The following is a 24,827-nucleotide window of genomic DNA, read 5'->3' as shown; positions in this document are numbered from 1 at the left end:
TAATCAATGAGATTTCCACGAAAACAGGTAAAAGTATTTCGAAGTTAATTCAAAGTCAACTTCAGCAATGGATCGCCGGTTTACCAAGCTACATCAAGTTTTACCTGCTATTTCATGCTGTGAAAGTTGAGTAACTAAGAAAAGGAAGCCTCGAGTAATTAACCTTCATCATAAAATAAAAAAGATTGCTTAAAAGATGATACACCTTTTAAACAATCTTTCTTTAATCCTTATAGGTATCAGACCATAAAAAAATATCTAAATTTAAAATCCTTATAGGTAACCTTAGCTCTACGTCTTTCTAATTAAATCATATACTTCCATGGCAAGGCAAACCTCTTTTTATAAGACAATGCTCGTCTAATTCCTTTATAATTATTGATCAAAAAAGTCCAATAATTTTTCTAAAGATGACGAACAATTTCATAGAGGCCATGTCCGTTAGAGTTCTTGCCTCCGAGACCAACATCATAAGTTAATCGGGTGAGTTCCAAGTCACCCTCCAATATGAACTCCCCTGTCCAGCCCTTGATCACTGTAGATTTGAATCTTGATGTTCTTGGCTTGATTCGTTCCCGATGAAGGGGTGACAACGATATTGTCATATCGCTTGCCGGAACTTCACCGTATAAGGCTTCATATTTTTTGAGAGCGTTTGCTTTAATAAGCGGACTGAACTCTTCTTCCCATGGTGAGTAGAAATATGTTTTTTTCTTATCGTGAAGCAGAAATGTGCTGTACATCGTAACCGGTGTTAGAAAATGAATGACCATTTTTTCACTTGCGGTATCATGAATTTGTTCAACTGATCCCACTCTGACTAGATGGCTCCCCAAGCGGAGATCATCCCTTATCAATAATGATGATACTAGTTCCTGAACTAATTTCTTGTCATACGCTGAAAAGATGAATGATACATGAGGCGGTGAAAATTCTAAAGTGTGAGAGTTTCTATCTAGTCTATGTGAACCATTAAGCTTGGAAAAGGTAAACATTCGAAATTGGCGTTTCCCCTGCTGGTAGCCCGTATTGTGGAGAAAATCCCGGTATCCGTCGTCTCGGATACTGTGATATATGAGTCCGTGAAGCCATTCCTGATGATTGATCGGAACGATAAGCTTCCCATCAAAGGTCAATGTAATCTTGATTCTCAAAGACTAATACCTCCTGACTGAACTAGTTCGATCATACTACTTCTCTACATACATTTCCAATATTCTCTTATTATTGTCGAAATTTTGTTAGAAAACCTGGCGCAAGCTGCCAAGTTTCAATTCCTCATACAAACAAAGATCCGGAAGGACGTAAAGACCCATGTGATGTGTTTCAATTCCTCATAGGTACGTTACAAACCGCGCCACCGGACGCCCTCGCGTTGCTTTTCTCGGATGTTTCAATTCCTCATAGGTACGTTACAAACTTTCCGGCGTCCATCCTTCCGCAATCGCGCGCCGGAGTTTCAATTCCTCATAGGTACGTTACAACCCCCCCACGGCTTCTTTTTATGCTTCTTCGTATACCTGTTTCAATTCCTCATAGGTACGTTACAAACATGGGATGATGAGTGGTTACTCGTGTTGGATGTTAGGGTTTCAATTCCTCATAGGTACGTTACAAACCAACCTCGCGGTCTTGGGCAATAGGGAACAACTTCAGTTTCAATTCCTCATAGGTACGTTACAAACTATATCACTACCAACATATCTACCTTTGATTGATACGTTTCAATTCCTCATAGGTACGTTACAAACAACCCGAATTAGGTGACTCTCCTGCTCATTGACGATAGTTTCAATTCCTCATAGGTACGTTACAAACGAAATTAGGAAGTTGGGTGGTAGCTGATGTACGACGTGTTTCAATTCCTCATAGGTACGTTACAAACGAGAAGACGGTGCATGCCCGAAAGATTCCGATTGCAGTTTCAATTCCTCATAGGTACGTTACAAACCAACGATATGACGAGGATGATCGCTACATGCAAATGGGTTTCAATTCCTCATAGGTACGTTACAAACCAATCTATGGATGATAAGTGGTGGAACGTAGAAGCGTTTCAATTCCTCATAGGTACGTTACAAACCGAGAACGTGGCGCGTCACCTCGGCATGTTTAAGGAGTTTCAATTCCTCATAGGTACGTTACAAACCATAAGGTCATCGTCAGGAGGGATAAACGTGTTTGATCGTTTCAATTCCTCATAGGTACGTTACAAACCGGGAATAAAACTGTATCGCTCCGATGGGATGCAAAGTTTCAATTCCTCATAGGTACGTTACAAACCCGAAAAAAAGCTATGATAGCAGCGTTTTAGAAAAAGAAACAATGGGAAAGTCAAGGATGTTCAAAAACCACTTTAACATATTTACCCTTGGTATTACAGGCTTTAGAGTAAAAACGGACTGTCGTCGATATCCCGGGATTTTGGCGCTATTGGGGGTCGACGACAAAAACAGTCATATTTTTGCACCCAGACATAATCTCTATCCTAATTACCTGATATATACTCGAGGTACTCAAAGGGTATATGCTCATTCAGTGTAGTTTGGCAAATACCAGTTCGGCACGTATGTTTGAAATTCATCATACCAATCCAAAACATCTCCGGCTCTTTCCAGCATAATATCAACTTCTTCTTGTCCAAATGGAATCGCCCAGTGAACTGTTGAAAGTTGGTTGCTTGCAATATATAAAGACATTAATCTAAAGAATAAATCGGGCACCTCGTTATTAAAATATCCATTAATGCGGCCCGATGCGAATATTCCACTCATGCCTGCACACCATGTAATACGATTGAATTCCTCCCATGGGTCACCATAGTCACACCTATTAAAATCAATGATACCCAGTTCGCCAGATTTTGTAACAATCATATTTCCAACGTGATAATCACCGTGTTGAAAAGACTGGGAACGGTTGTCTAATAGATATCGATTTTGTTCAATATAGTTGATTATTTTATCTGCACCCTTTAAGTGAATGCCGCATGCTTTATAATTCGTTATATATTTATTTATTTTTCCATTATAATACTCTGCCCAAGGCGATTGATTTTTCTCCGCAGGAATTTGATGCATTTTACTCAAAAACTCCCCTGCTTTAACACCAAGCCGATATTGCTCCTTGGCGCTTAGTGCAGGAATAACCTGTATCGCATCCTCTCCTTCGACCCAAGTGAATAAGGAGTATACGGACTGACCCTTATTGCAAATTCCAAAATCAATCGGCCGGGACATTAAAATATCGAAATGCTCAAGCTTTGTTACAGATTCAAATTCTCGTTTCTTATTGTCATATTGGGATATGTCCGCCATTCTAAGCAACAATTCTCTGCCGTCTATAGCTTTAATATAATATTTCTTGTCTTTTGACCAGCCTTTATGAACAGCCTCCACAATGTTCCATGTACAGGCATCCGGTATTTCGCTAAAAATTTTATTCACCCTGCTATACCTCCCCTACGTTTACACATTATTTTTTGCACAAACCGTACAGCTTTGGGCTAATCGAAGTTATGTTCATAGAACCGGTAAATATAATATAGCATCCTTCCGTTTAAAAAGGTTGGATAAGCCTTAATCCGGTATACTTCCCCATAGAGTTTTTCCAGGTTTATCAACTTATTCATAAAATTAAGACGTTTTGTTCCCATCAACTGTTTTGGCTACCTGGACATGCTTTGATTATCAATATTGAGGAGGGGACTGCGGCCTCTATACGTCCATCCTAATAAACGCGATTCCTCAAGCGGGCACCTCTCCTGTCCTCGTTGATGATGTTCTGGAAGTTAAGCGGTAATGTAACGAATGTAATGTAGGCATAGGCATAGGATGAGGCAGCTTGCAGTTCTCACAGAAGTGAATTTGAAACTCCATAACAAGCTGGCGTCTGTCTAACAGGCGTCAGCTTGTTACAGTGTATGTTGAGGGGAGAATTTCAATTTGTTATGCAAATACAAGAACAGGTCGTGCTGCTTAACGCGCTTTTACATCTTTCAAGTATGTCTCCGTTCTGTATTGTTGGTCCATTTTCAATATAGAAGCACCTTCAAAAATCAATGCTTTTGTCTGTTTACCCGTAGCATCCCAAACAGAGGATGCCCACAGATTATCTTTAAACGCAACATCGTTATTTTCATCTCCTCTGAAAAATAAATCATATAATGGAACAGTTAAAGTCCGGATGGCTCCCGGAGCATCGTTGGATAAAATGTAAGAAAATTGAACGTCTCCAGTAAAGTAGCTTTGGCTCTGTAATTTATAAACGGCAGGGGATGAATATACACTTGAAATCAAAGTCCCCTTTGACATTGGCGGCAATTTTGCAGATGCAGATGAGCTGATTACATAATTTATTGTTTTTGCATCAGATGTTCCGCTTTGATTTGAATTCGTATATTCATATGCGAGTTCACCCCCAACTTCTGCTCCTGTACCTAAAAATTCGGCTTTTGTTTTATAAGTAAATTTAGCGCCAGCTTTATGGCTATGGGTAATAGATTTCGTTAGAGTTGAAGCGTTCGATATGCCATGTTGAAAAGTATGCGAAACCGTTAATTCACCGGAAGAACTATTATTAATCGCATCATGCGTTAAAGTCTGGACCAATTTCTCCGGTCCTCTTTGAATGAGCTCCGATTTAACCGGATAATCCGGGACAGCACCTTTTTCTTCCACATTTATTAATTTCACATCAAGCACATCTACTCGGACACTAGGATGCAAACCGTTATGAATATAACGCACATAATTGGGAATTACTTTTCTGGCTGATTGTTCGATATTAACAACTTGTACCGCCTGATAGTTGGTCAATCTTATTTGGTTATTTACGTTCATTGCTTCCGTGTCAGCACTAACAATGTTTCCTGTCGACATCAGAAATGTAGCACTTAACATCATGATTGCTGTTAGAAGTTTTATTTTGGCATTCATACACATTCATCTCCCAATCCTTATAAAGTTGAATTTCCTGCTGCAATGGTTGATTACATATGCCCGCTGCTTTTCTCATTCTGTTTTCCTCATTTCCCCTCTTCTCCTTATTAGATATTTTTAACTATCGTTACATTTTCAAGATAACATGTATTTGATTCTTGCATGAAATAAGGATTGTTATATTGTGTTTCGTTAATATGACAAAAACATTGAAAGTCATAATAAATTACAATTATACCTAGTATTTGGATGATTTTAGCCGCGAGCAGTCATTTTTCAATGCCTAAATGAAGAGGGAGCTCAGAATGGTAAAAGGATGTGAAGATGAGCGAAGAGATAATAAACAGTTCTTGCTTTAGGGGAACGATATGAGGAAACCTGAATTCAAGCGTAACGGTTGGAACTGCCATAAAACATATTTGCGGGATTCTCTGAACACAATGCATTGATTGCTAGATTCGTAGAATGAAAGCAGGAGTGAACCTTTATGATTTGCACAAATGGGGAAATTGCTATAAATCGTTTAATAAATCTTACTAAACGCGATATCTGAAGCAGGTAACTCCTGTCCTGATTGATGATATTGTCCTCGAAGTTAAGGCGTAAAGTGGATAAGTTAGGTTAAATCGTAATAAACAGTAAGCTAACGTCTGTCTCTAGCAAGCGTTAGCTTCTTAGTTCTATTATTCAGCCTGTTCATTGTACCTGCATTCCTTTTGAATTTAGGCACGATAGAAACCGGACGAGCGTGTGGGCCCACTGCGGCATTGGGTCAGAGTTTCAATTCCTTATAGATACGATACAACCTGATTCTGGATGCGATTTGTTACTCAACCTCTTTAAAGTTTCAATTCCTTATAGGTACGATACAAACGCTTCTGAACTGCGTTCAATTCGTTGTACTTAGCGAGGTTTCAATTCCTTATAGGTACGATACAAACTAAAAGAAGTCAATGGTTATATTATTCGTTATTGGACACATTTCAATTCCTTATAGGTACGATACAAACCAAAGTGGTCGGAGTCAGGAGGTACAGGGGAATGAGGTTTCAATTCCTTATAGGTACGATAAAAACGGTGGCCACCTTTAGCTAACGCTTTCGATTCTAGTATGTTTCAATTCCTTATAGGTACGATACAAACGCTTTTCTTCGCCTGAAGGGGCATACGGTATTCATTGGTTTCAATTCCTTATAGGTACGATACAAACTTGTGCGAATCCACGGTTTTGAAGCGGGCGACGAGCGTTTCAATTCCTTATAGGTACGATACAAACTTCCTGCTGCCGTTCCATAGACAACCCGGATATCTCGGTTTCAATTCCTTATAGGTACGATACAAACTCACAGCAGCGCTTCTTTTGAAGCAAGGCCGTAAAAAGGTTTCAATTCCTTATAGGTACGATACAAACACAGGCAGCAGGAAGTTTCCGAGATATCACGGACGCGTTTCAATTCCTTATAGGTACGATACAAACTGGGAAGCACAACATCATTTATGGGGTTCTACCCTGTTTCAATTCCTTATAGGTACGATACAAACGACCTAAAGGAGTACATCGTGTCGATGTCTCCAGACGGTTTCAATTCCTTATAGGTACGATACAAACAAGACATTGCCAAACAGGTGGATTCCCAATGGGAAACGCGTTTCAATTCCTTATAGGTACGATACAAACCCCAAAAAACCTTGCTCTTAAAGGCATTTCGACAAGTATCCCTTATTCTCCTTCCAATGTTCATCAAAAAGGGAACATCTCATTTAAACTACAAAATGACATCCTAGCTCGAAAACGCTCCATTTTCCTTAGAAAAACAAAATGTCGTCGATCTCCCGTACTTTATACGCTATTGGAGGTCGACGACATTATAGAGGACGCTGATCCACAAAAGATCTTTTTCTTTGCAACTTAATAGGAAAAGTCTTGGTTAAGAATTATTTTATATTTTATCCTTGCAACGTACACAATATAACACTGTAATAAAATTACAAGCTCGTTTCTTAAAGCTCATTATTTTATTAATTGTTCAATTCTCCATGTTTCAATTCCTCATAGGTACGTTCAAAACAACTATTTCGACGATGAAGCAATGGAGATGCTGAGAAGTTTCAATTCCTCATAGGTACATTCAAAACTCCAGCACACCGGGCAAGAGTACGTTTCCTTTGCAGTGTTTCAATTCCTCATAGGTACATTCAAAACACGGAACTCCTTTAGAGCGTACCGAGTTATCCGGCCTTAGTTTCAATTCCTCATAGGTACATTCAAAACTCCGGTTCCATCGGTTGCTCATTCATTTTGTAGCCCGGGTTTCAATTCCTCATAGGTACATTCAAAACTTGTTCGGCGTGTTCCTCCCCGCGTACAAAAACGCTTGTTTCAATTCCTCATAGGTACATTCAAAACCCAAAAAGCCTTGTCCTTAAAGCATTCGCCACATCACCATTGCTCTCCTCCCCACATTTAGACGAAAATGAAAAATCTGAATTCGTTGGCAAATCTACTCCCAGCTCGACCAAGCTCCTTTTCTCTCTGAAAAATAAAGTGTCGTCGATCCCCGCACTTTTTACGCGATTGGAGATCGACGACACGTTACACTCTACCTTTTCTTTTTGCGGTACCAATGCCATACCTCTTGCAAATCCCGCTCTTCGAGAGAGGTGAGTGAATAAGAATCGCCGTTCAGCAGATGGGCCGTCAGGGACAGCAACTGTTTCCTTTCCTGAAAATACGTATGGCCCAGCTTCAGCGCGACGATCTGCGGACGCAGCACATAGCAGGTCTTCCGGGCGATAATCCGGTTCCGCACGATAAGCTGCCGGTCCTGCAGTCCCACCCCTTCGTCGCGGAAGCTCAAGTAGCCCGTCAGCAGCAGCACGGGAAGCAACGGCAGCATCCAATAGGCCAACGGCCCTTGAAACCAATACAGTCCCAGGAAGGCCAGCGCCAAGAACAACAGCCGAAAGCGGAAATAGTACCACCAGGCCCGCCGGGGGGCGCAGTGCTGCACGGAGCCGATGTCAAAGCCCGGAATGATCCGGGACAGAAGCTCCGGAATTTGGCGCACGGGAACATACGGATGCAGCATCAGCGCCTCCTTCTTATCTGCTGATAATACTCGGACTTCGATCTCAGCATAGCCCAGCGCCTGCCGGAGCAGGCCTTCCTTCACGACAATCGCCTGCACGCGCTCCGGCTTGAAGATATTCATTTTTTTCTCGAATAGTCCGTTCGTAATGAGGATATCCCCATCCCGTTGCTCTGCCGTAAAACCATAATATTTGACGATGTACAGCACCGTAGATAAGAGCCACGATAGGAGCAGCGCCCCCGCAACTGTAATGAGGATGGACATTGGCCCGGACACGCTCGTCTCGTAAAATTGCAGCAGCTTATCGAACACGCTCCGCGGGATGATAAATTTCGCAATATCATCGGCAAACGAGATGATTCCGGCGAAGAACGCCAGCACGAGCCCGAAGTTCATCGTGCTGAGCGCCGCGACGAACAGCTGCCCCGTCGTCATGCGGACGGCATGGCCGGGAAGCGGAGCAGCATCGGCTTCCCGCGGCTCCCGAGCTTCCGCTTCCGCGTCTCCGGCTTCGCCAGACGGCTCTGCTCCCTTGCCTTGCCGCATCAGCATGCTGCGCAGCTGGTCAGCCGCCTCCCGCGTCAACGCCGGCAGGACGCCGTCCGCCTCCGCGCTGCCACCCGGCGTCTCAATCTTCAGCTGCGCCATGCCGAATAGGCGCTGCAGCAGCGGCTGCTCCACCCGCACCGAATGGATGCGGCTGAAGTAGATCGTCTTTTCGTCCCGCATGAATAACCCGTGGCGGATAATCAGCTTGTCCGCTTCCACACGATAGGTGAACCTGCGCCACTTGATTACGTCTGCCATGAGGAACAGAAACAGGACGCCGCCGCCTATAATTAGAATTCGATTGGGATTCTGCGCGCCTTTAAAAAGAAATATAAGCAGCACCGGCCACAGCTTCTTTGCCGTGTCCGCCAAAGAAAACAAAATAAACAACGGATGCAGACGCGTATCCTTATTCATCGTCGTCCTCCACCCGAGCGAGTACTGCAATGCGTTGCTTCAGCGCTTCGGCAGCAGCCGCCTGCAGCCCCTCAATTTCGTGAGTCGTAGCCGCGGTTGCGATCGATATTTTGGCCAACCCGAATTTGCGCAGCACCGGTCCGCTTGCTTTTTCCACATGCTGCACGCGAGTCATGGGCACCAGGATGTGCTTGCGGAAGAAGATGCCCGATTGAATCTCCACTTCCTCTTCTCGCACTTCGTATTTGAAATAGCTGTAGGTCAGCACCGGCGAGATGAAAATGTACCATATAAACGTAATAAGAAATAGAACCAATGCAATCCGAGCCGGATACAACACCCACCCTTGATCGCGCGCAACGATAACATAGGCCACGACCATGGCGAAAAGAACAAGATGGGTAAGAAAAGCGCGAATCCGCGCTACCTTTACGTAATCGGGATGCAGCCTATGTGATAGTCTGTTATACATAAAAAACGCTCCTTCACGACGGATGTATTATTGCTGCAGTTCGCCTGCAATGGATAGCACCTGCTCCTTTGTCATGCCATTTTGATCAGGATAAATGGTGTATCGCAGCCCGCCTTCGCCCCAAGTCACCGAACGAAGCGTATCTGAGTACGTTCCCGTCTTGCCGCGGACCTTCACTTTTTCACCGTAATAACTGTCGTCCTTATCGCCTTCATCTTCAGGGGCAGGGAAAACACTCATCATGAAATATGGCTTGTCGTCTTTCCAATAATTCAGCGTAATCTCTGTTCGTTTCAACTCCCCCTGCATGTCGTAAAGCTCGATGCCGGCCAGCTTCCCTTCGGCCTGTGTCCATTGCAGAAACGATTGGCCCAGCGCCGCTTTCGCTTCCGGAAGCGAAACGTTCTTTATCGGATTCATATCGTCGAGCTCCCGTACTGTGACACCATCCGGAATCTCTAATGTGAACACATCATCAGTGAATTCAGGAGATAGGTCCAACTTCGTGTACAAATTTTCTGATGTCACAGGCCCGCTCTCAAAGATGCTTTTCAATACCATCCATGACTTCGGATCAATCCATAGCTCCATCCGCTGAAAGAGATCGCTCTTTTTCTTGGCAGTGGCCTTGAAATGGAGCGTATTCCATTCTCCAACCTTTTCTTCCCCGAGCGTTTCAAATTCATGACTTTCCCGCAGCGACTCCAGCAGCGCCTTGACCTGCTCCCGCTGCGTCAGCGGCTGCATCTGATCCTGCAGTTGCATGCGGTAAGCTTCTCCTTTCGTACGGTCCAATACGACAATCTGCTTGCCGTCGTTCACCGATACGGAGCTGTCATGATTAGTCGTCACCTCGACCCGCTTCCTGTCCGTATTCGCGTCAAGCCATTCCTTCATCTTGAATTCGTCTGTCCGCTTCCCGTTTTCATAGGTAACGCTTGTGCTCTCGGCATAATAAGAGATCTTGCCCTTCCCTTCCTCCAGCACCTTGTCGACGATTTGCTCGCCGGACAGCTGCAAGCCCAAGGTCCCTCCTTGGCATCCGCTTATTAATATGCTGCTGGCTAATAGTAAGCTCAGTCCGCTACGAATCATCATGATGGAACCTCCTTATTTACCTGAAAACGACATGCCACGAGAGTGCCGAATGGAGCCTCCGACCAGATCCGGACATTGCCGTCATGCTTCTCTACAATCATCTTCGCAATACTCAAGCCAAGACCAGAACTGCCCGCATGAGCCTTCGTCCGCGAGGAATCCGCCTGATAGAACGGCGCAAATATCCGCTCCAGCTGGTCTTTCGCAATCGTTTCGCCTTGATTCTGCACGAGCATGAGCAGACTATCGCCTCCCCATTCTTGAACCTCATCGGCTAACGTAGGGAATATCCAAGACGGGAGTGGATGGGACGGTGAATATGCCCCCAGCCAAATAGACTGTTTGCTCTCCGTATAACGGATCGCATTGCTCATAAGATTATCGACGAGCCGAATCAGTTGCTGCGCATTCATCAAGTAAGAACCCGTTACCTTGCACTCGGTTGTAAGCCGGATGCCACGCTGCGTGCACAACTCTTCATATCCCGAAAAGAGCATGTCGAACATTTCGTCCCCATCCACTTCCACCCGTTCTTCCAGCTGTGCGGATGATTTCAACGCGGTATACATCGTCAAGTTGTCCAGCATCCTCTTCATGTGCTCGATCTTGTCGAACAAGACGGCGTAATATTCCCGCTTCTCTTCCTCAGATAACTCCTCCTCCTGCTGCAAAGCTTCCGCATAGGCATGGAGCGAGGTCAGCGGCGTCTTCAAATCATGGGACAGCGAGGCCACCATATACTCTCTTTCCCGCTGTTCTTCCGCGATATCTTGGCGCGCGCGTTCAATCTGGGCGCGCATCGAATGGAAACGGGCGATGAGCTCGCCCATCTCATCCTTCGTCATGTTGACCGTATCCGGCACGGCTTCGCCCTTCGCGAACGCCGTCATTTGCCTCATTAGCCTTTGCATCGGGCGATTCAGCTTGCGGTGAATGACGTACAACGCCGCTCCGTATAGGAGCAGAAAAAACAGTCCCCATCCGATGGCAACGAGCAACGTGCGATGTTGAAATGCCTCCAGCCACTGATCCCGGACTATCGTAATCTCATAGAAGCCAATCAGATCATCTTGGTGAAAAAAAGGTTTTTTGAGTGTATAGGCACGATGGGACTTGCGCAATTCGTATAAATGCTCGTACAGAATCGAGGCCTTCACCCGATATAGCTTCGGAGCAAGGTTATCCGCCATCGAAGAATATACGGTGATGCCGTCCGCACGGTACAAGGTTATTTTCAGCGAGCTGCTCGCCGCGTTCTGCACGGCTTGGAACTTCTCTGCAGGCTGCACCCGGTACAGATCGCCTTCCTGCAGCAATAGCTCTATCTCCTGCAGACGTCCCGTCATCTCTACGTATTCCTTGAATTCTTGGCGCTCGTCATAGGCCTGAATGAGCTGAAAAAATACGAGACCGGCAACGACCGGCAGCAGCATGACGACGAGAAAAGACACCATCAGCCAATGCTTGATTTTCATGTCGCCAACTCGCCGATAAAGCGATACCCCGTCCCCCACACGGTCTGTATATATAGCGGGTCGCGAATGTCCTCGCCTAGCTTGGTGCGGAGACTTTTAACATGAACGGATACCGTGTTGTTGCCCTCGATGTTGACTTGATGCCACACATGCTCATACAATTCCTTCTTTGAAAAAGCCCGCTGCGGATTCTGGGCCAGCAGCTGCAGCAATGCCCATTCCTTCAACGTCAGCGCGAGCGGTTGATCGTGCAGCGTGACGAGCTGATTGTCTTCGTCAATAATGAGGCCGCCCTCGTATTTTTTGAAGCGAGGCTGAACCTCCTCACTCTCGTATCTCCGAAATCTTCGCAGATGCGAGCTGATTCGCGCCGATAGCTCGGATAGGCTGAACGGCTTGGTGACGTAGTCATCTGCACCCAATTCCAGCCCTTTCACCTTGCTTTCGTCTTCATGGCGCGCGCTTATGATAAGAAGCGGCACATTGCTGCTCAGGCGAATATTTTTGCACAGAGTGAATCCGTCCATTTCCGGCAGCATCAAATCGACCATAACCAAGTCGAAGGAACCGTTGTGAAAATCCTCCCAACCTTCCAGCCCCGTAGAGGACCACGTGACTTTATAGCCCTGCCTGCGCAAATGGTCCTGCACGATACGGGCTATCTCTCTATCATCTTCAACAAGCAATAAGTGTGCTGGCATGTTCGTCCTCTCCTTGCTTTTCAGTATATCGCTCTATGGGGAAGCTTCGCCGAATTTAATACTTTCTTTATAAAACGGGTTTCTTCTATTATAAGGTGTTCATCTCGCCGAGTCGGCAGCCGCCTAACTGTAAATGTTCGCCATTGCCATGAAACGCAATATTCCTCATCTATCATTCGATACTCTTCTCCCCGCAGCACGAAAAAGGCGGCTGCCGCATAACGGCAACCACCCGGAATCATAACTTATAATGACAATTACACACTCTCGTAATTCAACTGCTGCTTCACTTCAAAGCGTTCCAACGCGAGCTGGATCAGACGAGCGAGCAGTTCGCTATAGGCGATGCCCGTCTCTTTCCACATGAGCGGGTACATGCTGAATGGCGTGAAGCCCGGCATCGTGTTCACTTCATTAATGAAGATGTGCATATCCGAGCGGCGCACGAAGAAATCGACGCGGGACAAACCTGAGCCGTCGATAGCGCGGTACGCCTGCACCGCCATGTTCCGCAGCCTATCAAGCATTTCCTCGTCAAGCGGAGCCGGAACGACAATTTGCGATTTGCCGTCAATGTACTTCGCCTTGTAATCGTAGAAATCGTTAGATGAGACGATTTCACCTGGCACGGAAGCTTGAGCTTCGTCGTTCCCGAGTACGCTCACTTCCACTTCGCGCGCATCAACGAATTCCTCCACTACAATTTTGCGGTCATAACGGAACGCCTCTTCAATTGCTTGAATCAGCTCGCCGTAATTGCGCGCTTTGGAGATGCCGACCGAAGAACCGAGATTAGCCGGCTTGACGAAGCACGGATAGCCGAGCTCATTCTCAATCTGTGCGATAATATCCGCTTGATTATGCTCCCAGCCAGCTCGGATGAAATGTACATATTTGCACTGCGGCAGCCCCGCATGTGCGAATACTTGCTTCATCACGGCTTTATCCATACCGACGGAAGATGCCAACACGCCAGCGCCGACATACGGCACATTCGCCATTTCGAACAGGCCCTGAATCGTGCCATCTTCGCCATTCGTACCATGAAGGAGCGGAAACATGACGTCCACTCCGCAGTTCGCTTCGCCTGCCGTACCGCGCGCCCCATCCAAGCGGGCGAACAGTATCTCCATCGCATGCACGGTACGTCCTGCACAAGATTCGAGCGCAAGCTCGGCTTTATCATGAAATGGCGCGCTGCGCAGTTCGCCGACGCGCCATTCTCCCATTTTCGTAATATAGAAAGGAACGATCTCGTATTTCTCGTAATCTAGTGCCCCCATCACGGCGAATGCCGTCGAGAGCGATACTTCATGCTCCCCCGATTTGCCGCCGTACACCAAGCCGACGCGCAATTTCTGTTGTTGTCCCATAATTCCCTCCGTCAGCGCTTAGAGCGCCTGATGTCCTCTCCCAAAGATCCGGGTCTAACGCTCCACAGGTCAAGGTGTATAGTTAGAAGCTGTTCAAAAAATCGCCCTTTTGAACATACACTAATTAGAACGCATTCTGACTAGAAAGCATCTGCAATATGAAAAAAGCGATATTGCGTCGCCTCCGTCCAGGCATAGGAGTCCTGATAATCCCAATAGCGATGGCGGCTGTTCGTCGTATGAGCATTTACGAGCGGCATGCCGCTCACATCAAATGCCGTCACGATCGAATTATGCTGGTAGTGGCCGTTGCCATCCCAGTCATAGGCGATAACATCCCCCAGCTGCAAATCGCTTGCATGGTTGACCGGTTCAGCCCTTAGACCGCTTGTGCTGTTCGTCAAATGCCGTTCCAAGCTGTCGGCGACCGCCCAACTGAAGCTCCAGGCCTCTTGTCCGTTCACCATGCCTCTATACCACCAGCCCGTTTCTCTTCTACCAGTATAGTTCATAGGCGCCCCCCCTGCAAAGAGACATTGGGAGACATAATTTGTGCAATCAACTTCAAATGAAAGAAAACGCGGATTCGCTTCATTCCACCACTGCTCAGCATATTCTACTGCCTTATCGCGACGGTAAGGCACAGCCCGGGCCGTCCGGACACCGCCTAGAACGTCACGGTTCAAAAATGGCGTTGAGCGAAATCCACGTTCCTCGTACTCGCGCGCCTCTCCATTGAGACGCTTGCCGCGCCGCTCGAGCGCTGGCGTCTCCACACGCCCGATAATCCAGCCGTCGCCATCCTTCATTAAAGTCAAACGTTCCCTTTCAATCCGCTCATCAAAGAGCGACACGCCCTGCTGCTCACAAATGCGCTGAATGTGGAACTCGACGTCGACTGTCACTTCCCCGTCGCCTTCATGCGTCCGTATGAGCTTGGCTTTCGTCTCGCTCTTCGAAGGGGATGTGCCCCGCTCTTGATACCATGACTGGAGCCTTCTCGCCCGATCGCTCGCTTTAAGCACATAATCCATATCCGCAATAGGGGCCGAGACGGCATGTTGTCTGTCATCGACTTCGGTTCGATTGTGCTGATCTACATATAAATAAAGAGTATTTTTCCAATCCTGCCGCATAATACTGCCTCCTTGTCCGACACGCCGCGTAGCCTCACTTGCTGGACAGGCTGTCTTGAAGCAGCGGCATTTTGCTATCCATTGTATGCAGGAACTATCAAGCACATGTCGAACGTTTGCAATTAGAAGTTATATTAGCCACAAATGGGGCATTTTTTTGCAGGAATAGCTCTTTACGGCCTCACTGGAACACGATATACTGAAGGTGTGAAGAAATTATGAAATCGTGTTCCATCTAATGAAACAAAGACAGAAAGAGAAACAACCTACACTACTTTACAACCAGATGCAATCACGCAGTATATTACGGAAGCAAAACCTGCAAAACCAAGAAGGAGGTTTTTTCTATGGCAAGAACAGATGCATTTTCCGCTCAGCGCGAACTTAGCGTCGGCGGCAAGGCGTACCGTTATTTCAGCTTGGAAGCGTTGGAATCCCAAGGCTACCGTTCCGTCAATCAACTCCCTTTCTCCATTAAGGTGCTGCTTGAAGCGGCAGTTCGTCAATTCGACGGACGCGCGATTACGAAGGAACACGTCAATCAAATCGCCAACTGGGCGGATGGACGTGATGAGAATAAGGAAATTCCGTTCATTCCCGCGCGCATCGTGCTGCAAGATTTCACCGGGGTTCCAGTCGTCGTGGATCTAGCCGCTATGCGCGATACCGTGAAGCAAGCAGGCGGAGATCCTAAACGGATCAATCCGCTCGTGCCGGTTGATCTCGTAATCGACCACTCCGTTATGGTCGATGCTTTCGGTACGAAGGATGCATTAGCATATAACATGAACGTCGAGTTCGAGCGCAATGAAGAGCGTTATCGCTTCCTGCGCTGGGCGCAAACGGCATTCGATAATTTCCGTGCCGTACCTCCGGCTACCGGGATCGTACACCAAGTTAACTTGGAATACCTGGCATCCGTTGCCGCAACAAAGGATATCGACGGCGCTACCGAAGTATTCCCAGACTCTCTCGTCGGTACCGACTCTCATACGACGATGATTAACGGTCTTGGCGTTGTTGGCTGGGGCGTCGGCGGCATCGAGGCGGAAGCCGGAATGCTCGGACAACCGCTATACTTCGTCACGCCTGAAGTTATCGGCTTCAAATTGACGGGCAGCTTGGCAGAAGGCGCGACAGCGACCGACTTAGCGCTCACTGTAACGCAAATGCTGCGTAAAAAGGGCGTTGTCGGCAAATTCGTCGAATTCTTCGGCCCAGGACTTGGCAACATCAGCTTGGCGGACCGTGCAACCGTAGCGAATATGGCTCCGGAATACGGTGCGACGATCGGCTTCTTCCCTGTCGATCAAGAAACGTTGAACTACATGCGATTAACTGGTCGTTCTGATGAGCAAATTACGCTCGTTGAAGCCTACTATAAAGCGCAAGGCATGTTCCGTGAGACAGACACGCCGGATCCGATCTTCTCTGACATCATCGAGTTGGACTTGAGCTCCATCGTACCGAGCTTGGCCGGTCCGAAGCGTCCGCAAGACCGCGTCGAGCTGACTGAAATGAAGAAAGCGTTCCTCGATATCGTACGCACGCCGATCGACAAAGGCGGCTATGGTCTGAGCGACGACAAAATTGAACAAAAAGTTCCGGTATCCCACCCGAACGGCGAAACGAGCCAATTGACAACCGGTGCGGTCGTCATCGCAGCGATTACGAGCTGCACGAACACGTCCAACCCTAGCGTCATGATCGGTGCCGGCTTGGTGGCGAAGAAGGCGGTCGAGCGCGGCTTGAAGAAGCCGGCTTACGTGAAGAGCAGCTTGACGCCGGGCTCGCTGGTCGTAACCGAATACTTGAAGAAAGCGGGCCTAATCGACCCTCTCGAAGCACTCGGCTTCCATGTTGCCGGATATGGCTGCGCGACATGTATCGGGAACTCCGGCCCATTGCCAGATGAAGTAGGCAAGGCAATTACCGAGCAGGATATGACGGTGGCGGCCGTATTGTCTGGTAACCGCAACTTCGAAGGCCGCGTGCATGCGCAAGTGAAGGCGAATTACCTCGCTTCTCCTCCGCTTGTCGTTGCCTATGCGCTTGCGGGCACAGTTAACATCGACTTGGCGAACGAGCCGATTGGCTTCGATCAGAACAATCAGCCTGTATACCTGAAGGACATCTGGCCTTCTTCCGAAGAAATTAAACAAGCGGTTGCCCAAGCGATTACACCAGCTATGTTCCGCGATAAATACGAGAACGTATTTACGCAAAATGAGCGTTGGAACAACATTCCGGTTCCGGAAGGTGAATTGTACGAATGGGATGCCAAATCGACATACATTCAAAATCCGCCGTTCTTCTCGAACCTCGGTTCCGAGCTGAACGACATTAAGGACATCAAGGCGGCACAGGTGCTGGCGCTGCTCGGCGATTCCGTAACGACCGACCATATTTCCCCTGCTGGCAACATCAAGGCAGATAGCCCTGCGGGTGAATATTTGATTGACCATGGCGTCAAGCGTCAAGACTTCAACTCTTACGGCTCCCGCCGCGGTAACCATGAAGTGATGATGCGCGGTACGTTCGCGAACATCCGTATCCGCAACCAGATCGCTCCAGGCACCGAGGGTGGCGTTACGAAATATTTGCCGCAAGATGAAGTGATGTCCATTTACGACGCATCGATGAAATATCAAGAGGACGACACGAACCTCATTGTCCTCGCAGGCAAAGAATACGGAACAGGCAGCTCCCGCGACTGGGCAGCGAAAGGAACATTCCTGCTTGGCGTGAAAGCCGTCATCGCGGAAAGCTTCGAGCGCATTCACCGTTCCAACTTGGTCGGCATGGGCGTGCTCCCGCTGCAATTCCAGGAAGGCCAAGGCTGGAAGACGCTCGGACTGACCGGAGGCGAAACGTTCGATATTCAAGGGCTGTCGAACGACATTCAACCCGGACAGACACTGCAAGTCATCGCGACGCGCGAAGACGGCACGACGTTCGAATTCCCTGCCACCGCCCGCCTCGACAGCATGGTAGACGTGGACTACTACCATAACGGCGGTATTCTGCAAACTGTATTGCGCCAAATGATCGCACAGGAGAGCTCGCACGCGTAATACTAATGAAGCAGCCTTAATATAGGAATAGCGAAAGCACTCTCGGATTTTGGGTCCGAGGGTGCTTTTTTAACGTGAAAAACGGTTGACATGTTATCGAACATGACAAGCCATGCTTGCCCGCTTCCACTTCAAAAAAACACTGTTGGCAGAACTTATCCCGCTTCCCAACGGATAGGCTCTTGCATAGGATAAAACACGAATCGCCAAGCCTTTAGCCTATTATGGAGGTGAAAAGATGAGTGTTGCTTTAATCGGAATCCATTGGGTGTACCTCCTGTTTATCGGACTCATCATCGGCTTCCTTATCATGAGACGCGATACGACGCTGATTTGCATGGCCGGGATATTCATACTCGGATTGCTTGCAACCTCTTCCGTCAGTTCGGCTGTAAGCGGTATTTTTACAAGCTTTATTTACGCCATAAAAGAGTTGCTGGGCACGATACTCATTATATCTATTATCGTAGCCATGAGCCGGGTTCTGCTCGCTTCAGGCGTCAATGAGACGATGGTCTCCCCATTCACGAAGCTGATGCGCGGCCCGGCGATGACCTATTGGACGCTGGGCCTCCTCATGATGGTCATCAGCATCTTCTTCTGGCCGTCACCGGCAGTCGCCCTAATCGGGGCTGTTCTGCTGCCCGCAGCCATACGCGTAGGGCTGCCTCCGCTTGCGGTCGCGATGGCGATGAACCTGTTCGGCCACGGCATCGCGCTATCGGGCGACTTCGTCATCCAAGGCGCCCCGAAGCTGACCGCGGATGCAGCAGGCCTGCCGGTACAAAGCGTGCTGCAGGCGAGCGTGCCGCTCGTCGTCATCATGGGCGTGGTGACAACCGTCGCCGCCTTCTGGATGATGCGGCGCGATGTAAGCTCAGGCCGGCTAACGATGAATACCGGCCTAGCGAAGACCGACGAACGAAGCGGCTTCGATGTTGCACGCGTGCCGTTGCCTGGCTCGGCCAGGACGGTTCTCGCGTTCGTTATTCCCGTCTTATTTCTCCTCGACGTCATGATGCTGTTCCGCTTGAACCTGCAAGGCGGCGAAGCGACCGCTCTCATCGGTGGAACGGCCGCCGTCATTCTTATCCTCGTCGTGCTGCTCACCCACCGCAAGCAGGCGCTGGACATCACAACCTCGTATTTGGTCGACGGCTTCCTCTTCGGATTCAAAGTGTTCGGTCCGGTTATTCCGATTGCCGCCTTTTTCTACTTGGGCGACTCCGCCTTCTTCGAAATCTTCGCCAAAGCGCTGCCAGAGAGTTCGCTCGGCATCGTGAACGACCTCGGTCTGGCGTTAGCCCACAGCGTGCCGCTCCACCCAGCGGTGGGAGCAATAACGTTAACGGTCGTAGGCGCCATCACGGGGCTCGACGGCTCCGGCTTCTCCGGCATTTCGCTGGCCGGCTCCATCGCCGCGCTGTTCGGCACCGCCATTGGCGGCGGTACGGATACGCTGACCGCGTTGGGACAGGTAGCCGGAATATGGGTCGGCGGCGGCACGATCATTCCGTGGGCTCTCATACCAGCCGCCGCCATCTGCGGTGTCAGTCCGTTCGAGCTGGCGCGCCGCAATCTCGTGCCCGTCGTCATCGGCCTTGCTGTTACGACATTGGTCGCGATGATTATTTTGCTTGCTGCATGACGCTTTCACGCCATAACTCTGGGACATCGATACCGTTGCGGCACCATAAGGACATAAAGAGCCGGGGAACATATCCCCGGCTCTGGAAATTTCGTTTCGCATGCATACCACATTGGTGTTTATGCCCACTGTTCCAATCACTCAGGAAACCATGGCGAACGATAAATCTTCTTATCCGTTGCATAGTCCCACTCTCCCATTAATTCAGGAGGCGGGATAATTTTATTGTTTCTCATTTTACCAAGATGCGCCCGTAATTCACAAACTCTAGCCTACAGTCCGGCATGCAAATGCTCGACTCTATCTATCTTTATCTCACACATATGTCCATTCTCCCCTTGACTCAGTGAATGCAACAACAGGGAAAATAACAACGAGCACCTGATTAAGTAATCGCGGTCTCTTCTAGCAAAGAGCTATCGAGGTACTGGAGCTTCTAGTCAAGCGCTAGTGTGAGTTCCCAAAAATGAGCTTTTCAAGCATTCATGAGCTATTCAAGCATTCATCAGTTTTTTTGTACCGTTTGGAACCGACCATCAATTGGAATCATCATCTTAATTAACCAACATCTTCTGATAGAAGGGGAGAATGGCGCTAAAAGGAGAACTGAGTAACTCATTTTTTAACCACCGTACTCTGGGACTTCGAAGCATAGCATACTAATCGGCAGCGCCTGAATATGCCACGCCAAGCGAGCCCTCAGCAGGAGGTTATCCCAGGCGGACTTCTTTGCCGGTGCGGGCCGATTCGTAAATGGCCAGAATGAGCGCCACCGCCTTGCGTGCCTCTTCGCCCGGCACCGTCGGTTCGCGGTCTTCGCGAATCGACTCGATGAGGTCACGGACAAGCAGCGTATGCCCGTCGGCGGACAGACTGCGCGGGTCGCTTCCCGGCGATTGCTTCGCTTCCGCGCCGAGCTGCGGCATATCCTCCTCGCTGCCCGGATAGGTCCAGGCCGCAATGCCGCCGTCGCCGAACGCGATGGTCCCCAAGTCTCCGTGCAGCTCGAAGCGCGTGTCCTGCGCCGGATTGACGCTCGTCGCCCCTTGGATGATGCCGAAGGCGCCGCTCTTGTATTTAACCGCGACGACCGCTGTGTCCTCCACCGGAATGTCGCGCACGAGCGGAGCGGCGTAGGCGAAGACAGACTCGATGTCGCCCATCATCCATTGGACGAGGTCGATGCCGTGAATGCCCTGATTCATCAGCGCCCCGCCGCCGTCGAGCTCCCATGTCGCGCGCCAGCCCGCGCTCTTGTAATACTCGGGGGAGCGGAAATATTTCATATAGGCGTCGCCCAGCACCATCCGCCCAAGCTTGCCTGCGGCAATCGCCTCACGTGCCGCGATGGCGGCCGGCATCATGCGGCGCTGATAAACCGCCCCGAGCTTCACTCCATACTGTCTGCTGGCCGCAATCATGCGGTCGATTTTCTCCAACGTGACATCAATCGGCTTTTCGCAGAGAACATGCTTGCCTGCTTGGGCAGCGGCGATTGCCGCCTCTGCATGCAGGCCGCTCGGCAGACAAATGCTGACGACATCGATATCATCCCGCTTGAGCAGCTCATCCATGTCAGCCGCCGCCAGCGGGATGTCGTATTTCTCAGCCGCGTTCCGAGCTTTGTCGATATCAACGTCACAGACGGCCGCTACCTCGGCCTCATCTCCGTTGTTGCGAATGCCCTCGACATGCGAAGACATAATGACGCCCGCGCCGATAATGCCGAAGCGAAGCTTCCGTTCGTTGGAATAAGTCATCATAACACCTCTTCTTCCATTTGAGTGGTATGGACATTGCCTGCCGAATCTAACTCATCTATAGGGCTGGAGGATGAGGAGGCCTCCGCATCAGCGAACAGGATGCAGCATTCATGCGTGCGCAGCGCCGAGGCCGGGCACGCCGACGCAATCGGGCCGTACAGCGTTTGTTCCAGCGCCGCACGCTTGCGCAGCCCGGGAACGGCCCCGTACATATAGCGCGCTGACAGCAGCGCCGGAATGGTGAGCGTCAGCGCATGCGTCGGCACGTCGGCGAATGTGGCGAAGCAGCCGTCATTCACCTGCTGCCGGCGGCACGCCTCATCGAGCGCGACCGGCTTCACGAGCATCGGATCATGGAAGTCGGCAACCGGCGGATCGTTGAAGGCGAGATGCCCGTTCTCCCCGATGCCGAAGCAGACGATGTCGAGCGGCGCCTCACACAGCAGCTCGGCATAGCGCAGACATTCCGCTTCTATCAATGCGGCGTTCTCTGCTCCGATATAGTGGACTCGGCCCGGCTGCACAATATCGAACAGCCTGTCACGCAGATATCGGCTGAAGCGCTGCGGCGCATCGGGGGCAAGCCCGATATATTCGTCCATATGGAACGCTGTCACCCGGCTCCAATCGATGCCGTCCGCCTCGGTCAAGGTGTGCAGCAGTTCATTCTGTGACGGGGCCGCTGCGAACACGATCCGCACCTCGCGCTGCTCGCTCAAGAGGCGGCGCATCTGGTCTGCGACCATGTCGCCCGCAGCTCTGCCCATCTGCCCCCGCTCTTCGTAGACCTGCACTTGCAGCGTATCCTGCCGCCGCGCAGCCAACGGTGCCTCATGGGTGCGCATGGCAATAGCGATCTGCTCCAGCCCTTGCAGGGACAGCTCCACTCCGTCTGCCGCTGTTCCGCCCTCTGGCACAACGTGCGGCTCCATCGTGAAATCCCCCTCATATCCGTCGCGCCGCAGCGCCTGCAGCTGCTGCACATAGTCGACGTTGCCTTGCCCGATCGGAACACACACGCCTTGCCCGTTAATATGGACGGCATCCTTCAGATGCACGTGGGCAAGCACGTCCCGCACATGCCCGTAGCCGGCAGGGAACGCCTCTCTTCCGCCATAAGCTTCATTGCCCGGGTCCCACAGCACCTTCAGTCCCGCTGAATCGACCGCTCTGGCGTATGCAGCCACCTCGGCGGCGAACCCTCCGTTACAGGCCGGCTCATTCTCGAGCAGGAGCAGCATTCCTGCCTGTGCGGCACGTTCGGCAGCCCGCTTCAAATGCCGGACGATTTCATCAAAGTAATCTTCTGGATTGTCTTCCCGCCAGAACGAGAAGATGCGAATTCGGTTCGTGCCGAGCACCTTCGCTAGCCGGAATGCCTGATCCAATTTAGCAAAATGCGCTTCCACCCCCTCCTCCGCTTGCCCGAATGTATCACCCGCCGCAACCTGGCGGGATGGGCTCAGGGCACACTTAAATACAGGAGAAGCAAGGCAAGAAACCGTCAGCCCTAAGCGGCTAATCTGTGCCGCAAGCTCCTCCAATTGGTCCAGCGGCACTTCCATCACGTTCTTCCCGTCCACCGTGCGCAGCTCGACGCGGGCCAATCCCTTGTTTGCGATCCAGGCCAGCGCTGCATCCATATGCGTCGACACTTCGTCCGTCAATATTCCGAGCCTTGGACGGAGATCAACCAATTTCATCAATTCTCACTCCTCCTTCACAAGTCGTCCTGCCTTCCATACCCGATGAATCCGAATCGCTGCATCCTCATTCCAGCTCCATTCCACCGCATCCGCGGGAGCGCCCCGCTCAAGCCCATGCCGATGCGGGAGCCCCATCGCTATGGCAGGGTACAGGGAGGCGGCTCTCCACGCAGCTGCAGGCGATAATCCGCATGCCCGGATCATATGGGCAATGCCGTGCGGGAGCAGCTGTGCCGACCCCGCCAGCATGCGCGGATCGGCCGCCAGCTGGAGCCGCCCTTCCGGTGTCAGCACGACATCGCCACCGATGTGCGTCCGGTATGGACCCGGGGCCAGGCCGCACAGATAGACCGCGTCGCTGACCAGAACGAACCGCTCTGGCTTCGCGCGCTGGAACACCTTCAGGACGGAAGAGGGCAGATGGAACCCGTCCGCGATGACGCACGTCCATATACGTTCGTCCGCCAGCTGCTCCCATATATAGTTCGGATGGCGCGGCAGCATAAGGTGCGCCCCGTTGCCGAGGTGCGTTGACATGCGGGCACCAGCTTGCGCAGCCTGTCGTATCTGCTCCGGCGATGCCGCCGTATGTCCGATCGACACCGTAACGCCGCTTGCCGCAACAGCTGCGATGAATGCGGGCGCTTCCGCCCACTCAGGCGACAGGGTGACGAGACGGATGCGGCCGCCAGCCGCCTGCTGCCAACGTGCGAACTGCGTCATATCCGGCGGGCAAATATACTTTTTATCATGTGCCCCGCGCGCTCCATCTTCTGGCGATAAATACGGGCCTTCCAAGTGAAGGCCGGCAATACTAAGCGCCGTAAGCTCATCCTCCTCGCACGCTGCCGCAATCGTGGAGATTATCTGCGAGATGCTGTCGTCCGCATTCGTAATGACCGTCGGATAATACGTCGTGACGCCATGCTGCCACAGCTTGCGCGTAGCTTCATGAACCTGCTCGACCGTTAAGGAGGCCTGATTGAAGTCAATGCCGAAGCAGCCGTTGATTTGCAGATCGACGAGCCCCGGAGCAATGAAGCTATGCTGTTGCCGTGATCCAGAACCGCAAGCGCCGTGCCATTCGATCGATGCGTCATCGGCAGTCGGCCCCATCGTCTCGGTTGCCGCTGAAGAGGGGGAACAAACCTCTCGAACCTCTGCAACGCACCCATCATCGCCTGCATCCCAACGTCTGAAGCTGCCGCCAAGCAGACAATATCCTTCGATTACAGTCACACAACCTCCCGCCTCTCTATGCAGATGAAGACTTGCCTCTATTCGAAAATATGCTTTTTCTTCCATGCTTAGTCTGATTATAGAAAGGCTTCCACACTTCTACAACGGATCGAGCGCAATACGCCAATATTGTGCGAAAGTGGA

Annotated in this window: 15 protein-coding genes and 3 CRISPR repeat arrays; of the genes, 2 read left to right on the top strand and 13 right to left on the bottom strand. The window is 50.2% G+C overall.

Annotation, left to right across the window (positions count from 1 at the left end; translation table 11 throughout):
* Positions 1–404: 404 nt before the first annotated feature.
* The 10 genes from cas6 to A372_RS0111765 all read right to left on the bottom strand — a co-directional run bounded on the left by cas6 (position 405) and on the right by A372_RS0111765 (position 15,253).
* A complete protein-coding gene (gene cas6 / locus A372_RS0111820) occupies positions 405–1,154 on the bottom strand; it encodes a CRISPR-associated endoribonuclease Cas6 (RefSeq protein ID WP_019421059.1) in 750 nt (249 codons plus the stop codon).
* Between the two features lie 169 nt (positions 1,155–1,323).
* Positions 1,324–2,283: a CRISPR direct-repeat array (repeat unit 30 nt; unit sequence GTTTCAATTCCTCATAGGTACGTTACAAAC).
* Between the two features lie 248 nt (positions 2,284–2,531).
* Positions 2,532–3,446, bottom strand: a complete 915-nt coding sequence (locus A372_RS0111815; protein WP_019421058.1) for an aminoglycoside phosphotransferase family protein — start codon at positions 3,444–3,446, stop codon at positions 2,532–2,534.
* A 531-nt stretch (positions 3,447–3,977) separates the two neighbouring features.
* A complete protein-coding gene (locus tag A372_RS0111810) occupies positions 3,978–4,937 on the bottom strand; it encodes a hypothetical protein (protein ID WP_019421057.1) in 960 nt (319 codons plus the stop codon).
* 780 nt (positions 4,938–5,717) lie between these two features.
* Positions 5,718–6,618: direct repeats of the CRISPR family, unit length 30 nt; unit sequence GTTTCAATTCCTTATAGGTACGATACAAAC.
* A gap of 360 nt (positions 6,619–6,978) precedes the next feature.
* A CRISPR array of direct repeats spans positions 6,979–7,347; the repeat unit is 30 nt.
* 193 nt (positions 7,348–7,540) lie between these two features.
* Entirely contained in the window at positions 7,541–8,998 is a 1,458-nt protein-coding gene (locus tag A372_RS0111795) for a PH domain-containing protein (protein WP_019421056.1), read from the bottom strand.
* Positions 8,991–9,470: a PH domain-containing protein gene (locus tag A372_RS0111790; protein WP_019421055.1), complete on the bottom strand. Its 480-nt coding sequence runs from the start codon at positions 9,468–9,470 to the stop codon at positions 8,991–8,993. The genes A372_RS0111795 and A372_RS0111790 overlap by 8 nt, the downstream gene beginning before the upstream one ends.
* Positions 9,471–9,497: 27 nt before the next feature.
* Positions 9,498–10,568 carry a LolA family protein gene (locus tag A372_RS0111785; RefSeq protein ID WP_019421054.1) on the bottom strand — a complete coding sequence of 357 codons (1,071 nt, stop codon included), beginning with the start codon at positions 10,566–10,568 and terminating at the stop codon, positions 9,498–9,500.
* The gene (locus A372_RS0111780; protein ID WP_019421053.1) at positions 10,565–12,043 is read right to left on the bottom strand and encodes a sensor histidine kinase; all 1,479 of its coding nucleotides are present in this window, start codon (positions 12,041–12,043) and stop codon (positions 10,565–10,567) included. Before A372_RS0111780 ends, A372_RS0111785 begins: the two co-directional genes overlap by 4 nt.
* A complete protein-coding gene (locus A372_RS0111775; protein ID WP_019421052.1) occupies positions 12,040–12,744 on the bottom strand; it encodes a response regulator transcription factor in 705 nt (234 codons plus the stop codon). The genes A372_RS0111780 and A372_RS0111775 overlap by 4 nt, the downstream gene beginning before the upstream one ends.
* Positions 12,745–13,001: 257 nt before the next feature.
* Complete coding sequence (locus tag A372_RS0111770; RefSeq protein ID WP_019421051.1) at positions 13,002–14,117, bottom strand: D-alanine--D-alanine ligase; 1,116 nt, start codon at positions 14,115–14,117, stop codon at positions 13,002–13,004.
* Positions 14,118–14,257: 140 nt separating this feature from the next.
* On the bottom strand, positions 14,258–15,253 hold the full coding sequence (locus A372_RS0111765) for an amidase domain-containing protein (protein WP_019421050.1): 996 nt from the start codon (positions 15,251–15,253) through the stop codon (positions 14,258–14,260).
* Between the two features lie 347 nt (positions 15,254–15,600).
* Here A372_RS0111765 and acnA point away from each other — a divergent pair, with 347 nt between their 5' ends.
* Together acnA and A372_RS0111755 are read left to right on the top strand one after the other, a co-directional pair.
* Positions 15,601–18,327, top strand: coding sequence for an aconitate hydratase AcnA (acnA, locus tag A372_RS0111760; RefSeq protein WP_019421049.1), 2,727 nt, complete (start codon positions 15,601–15,603; stop codon positions 18,325–18,327).
* A gap of 238 nt (positions 18,328–18,565) precedes the next feature.
* The gene (locus A372_RS0111755) at positions 18,566–19,975 is read left to right on the top strand and encodes a hypothetical protein (RefSeq protein ID WP_019421048.1); all 1,410 of its coding nucleotides are present in this window, start codon (positions 18,566–18,568) and stop codon (positions 19,973–19,975) included.
* 710 nt (positions 19,976–20,685) lie between these two features.
* Here A372_RS0111755 and A372_RS0111750 read toward each other — a convergent pair.
* The 3 genes from A372_RS0111750 to A372_RS0111735 are packed head-to-tail and all read right to left on the bottom strand — an operon-like array spanning position 20,686 to position 24,683.
* Positions 20,686–21,738: a Gfo/Idh/MocA family protein gene (locus A372_RS0111750; RefSeq protein ID WP_036703995.1), complete on the bottom strand. Its 1,053-nt coding sequence runs from the start codon at positions 21,736–21,738 to the stop codon at positions 20,686–20,688.
* Positions 21,735–23,441, bottom strand: a complete 1,707-nt coding sequence (locus tag A372_RS39280) for a TIM barrel protein (RefSeq protein ID WP_019421046.1) — start codon at positions 23,439–23,441, stop codon at positions 21,735–21,737. The genes A372_RS0111750 and A372_RS39280 overlap by 4 nt, the downstream gene beginning before the upstream one ends.
* A gap of 6 nt (positions 23,442–23,447) precedes the next feature.
* Positions 23,448–24,683, bottom strand: a complete 1,236-nt coding sequence (locus A372_RS0111735; protein ID WP_019421045.1) for an N-acetylglucosamine-6-phosphate deacetylase — start codon at positions 24,681–24,683, stop codon at positions 23,448–23,450.
* Positions 24,684–24,827 lie beyond the last annotated feature (144 nt).

The sequence above is a fragment of the Paenibacillus sp. OSY-SE genome (assembly GCF_000283315.1).
In the GTDB taxonomy this organism is placed as follows: Bacteria; Bacillota; Bacilli; order Paenibacillales; family Paenibacillaceae; genus Paenibacillus_B; species Paenibacillus_B profundus.
Note: the sequence above shows the minus strand (reverse complement) of the source record. Positions and strands in the feature narration are given on the sequence as shown.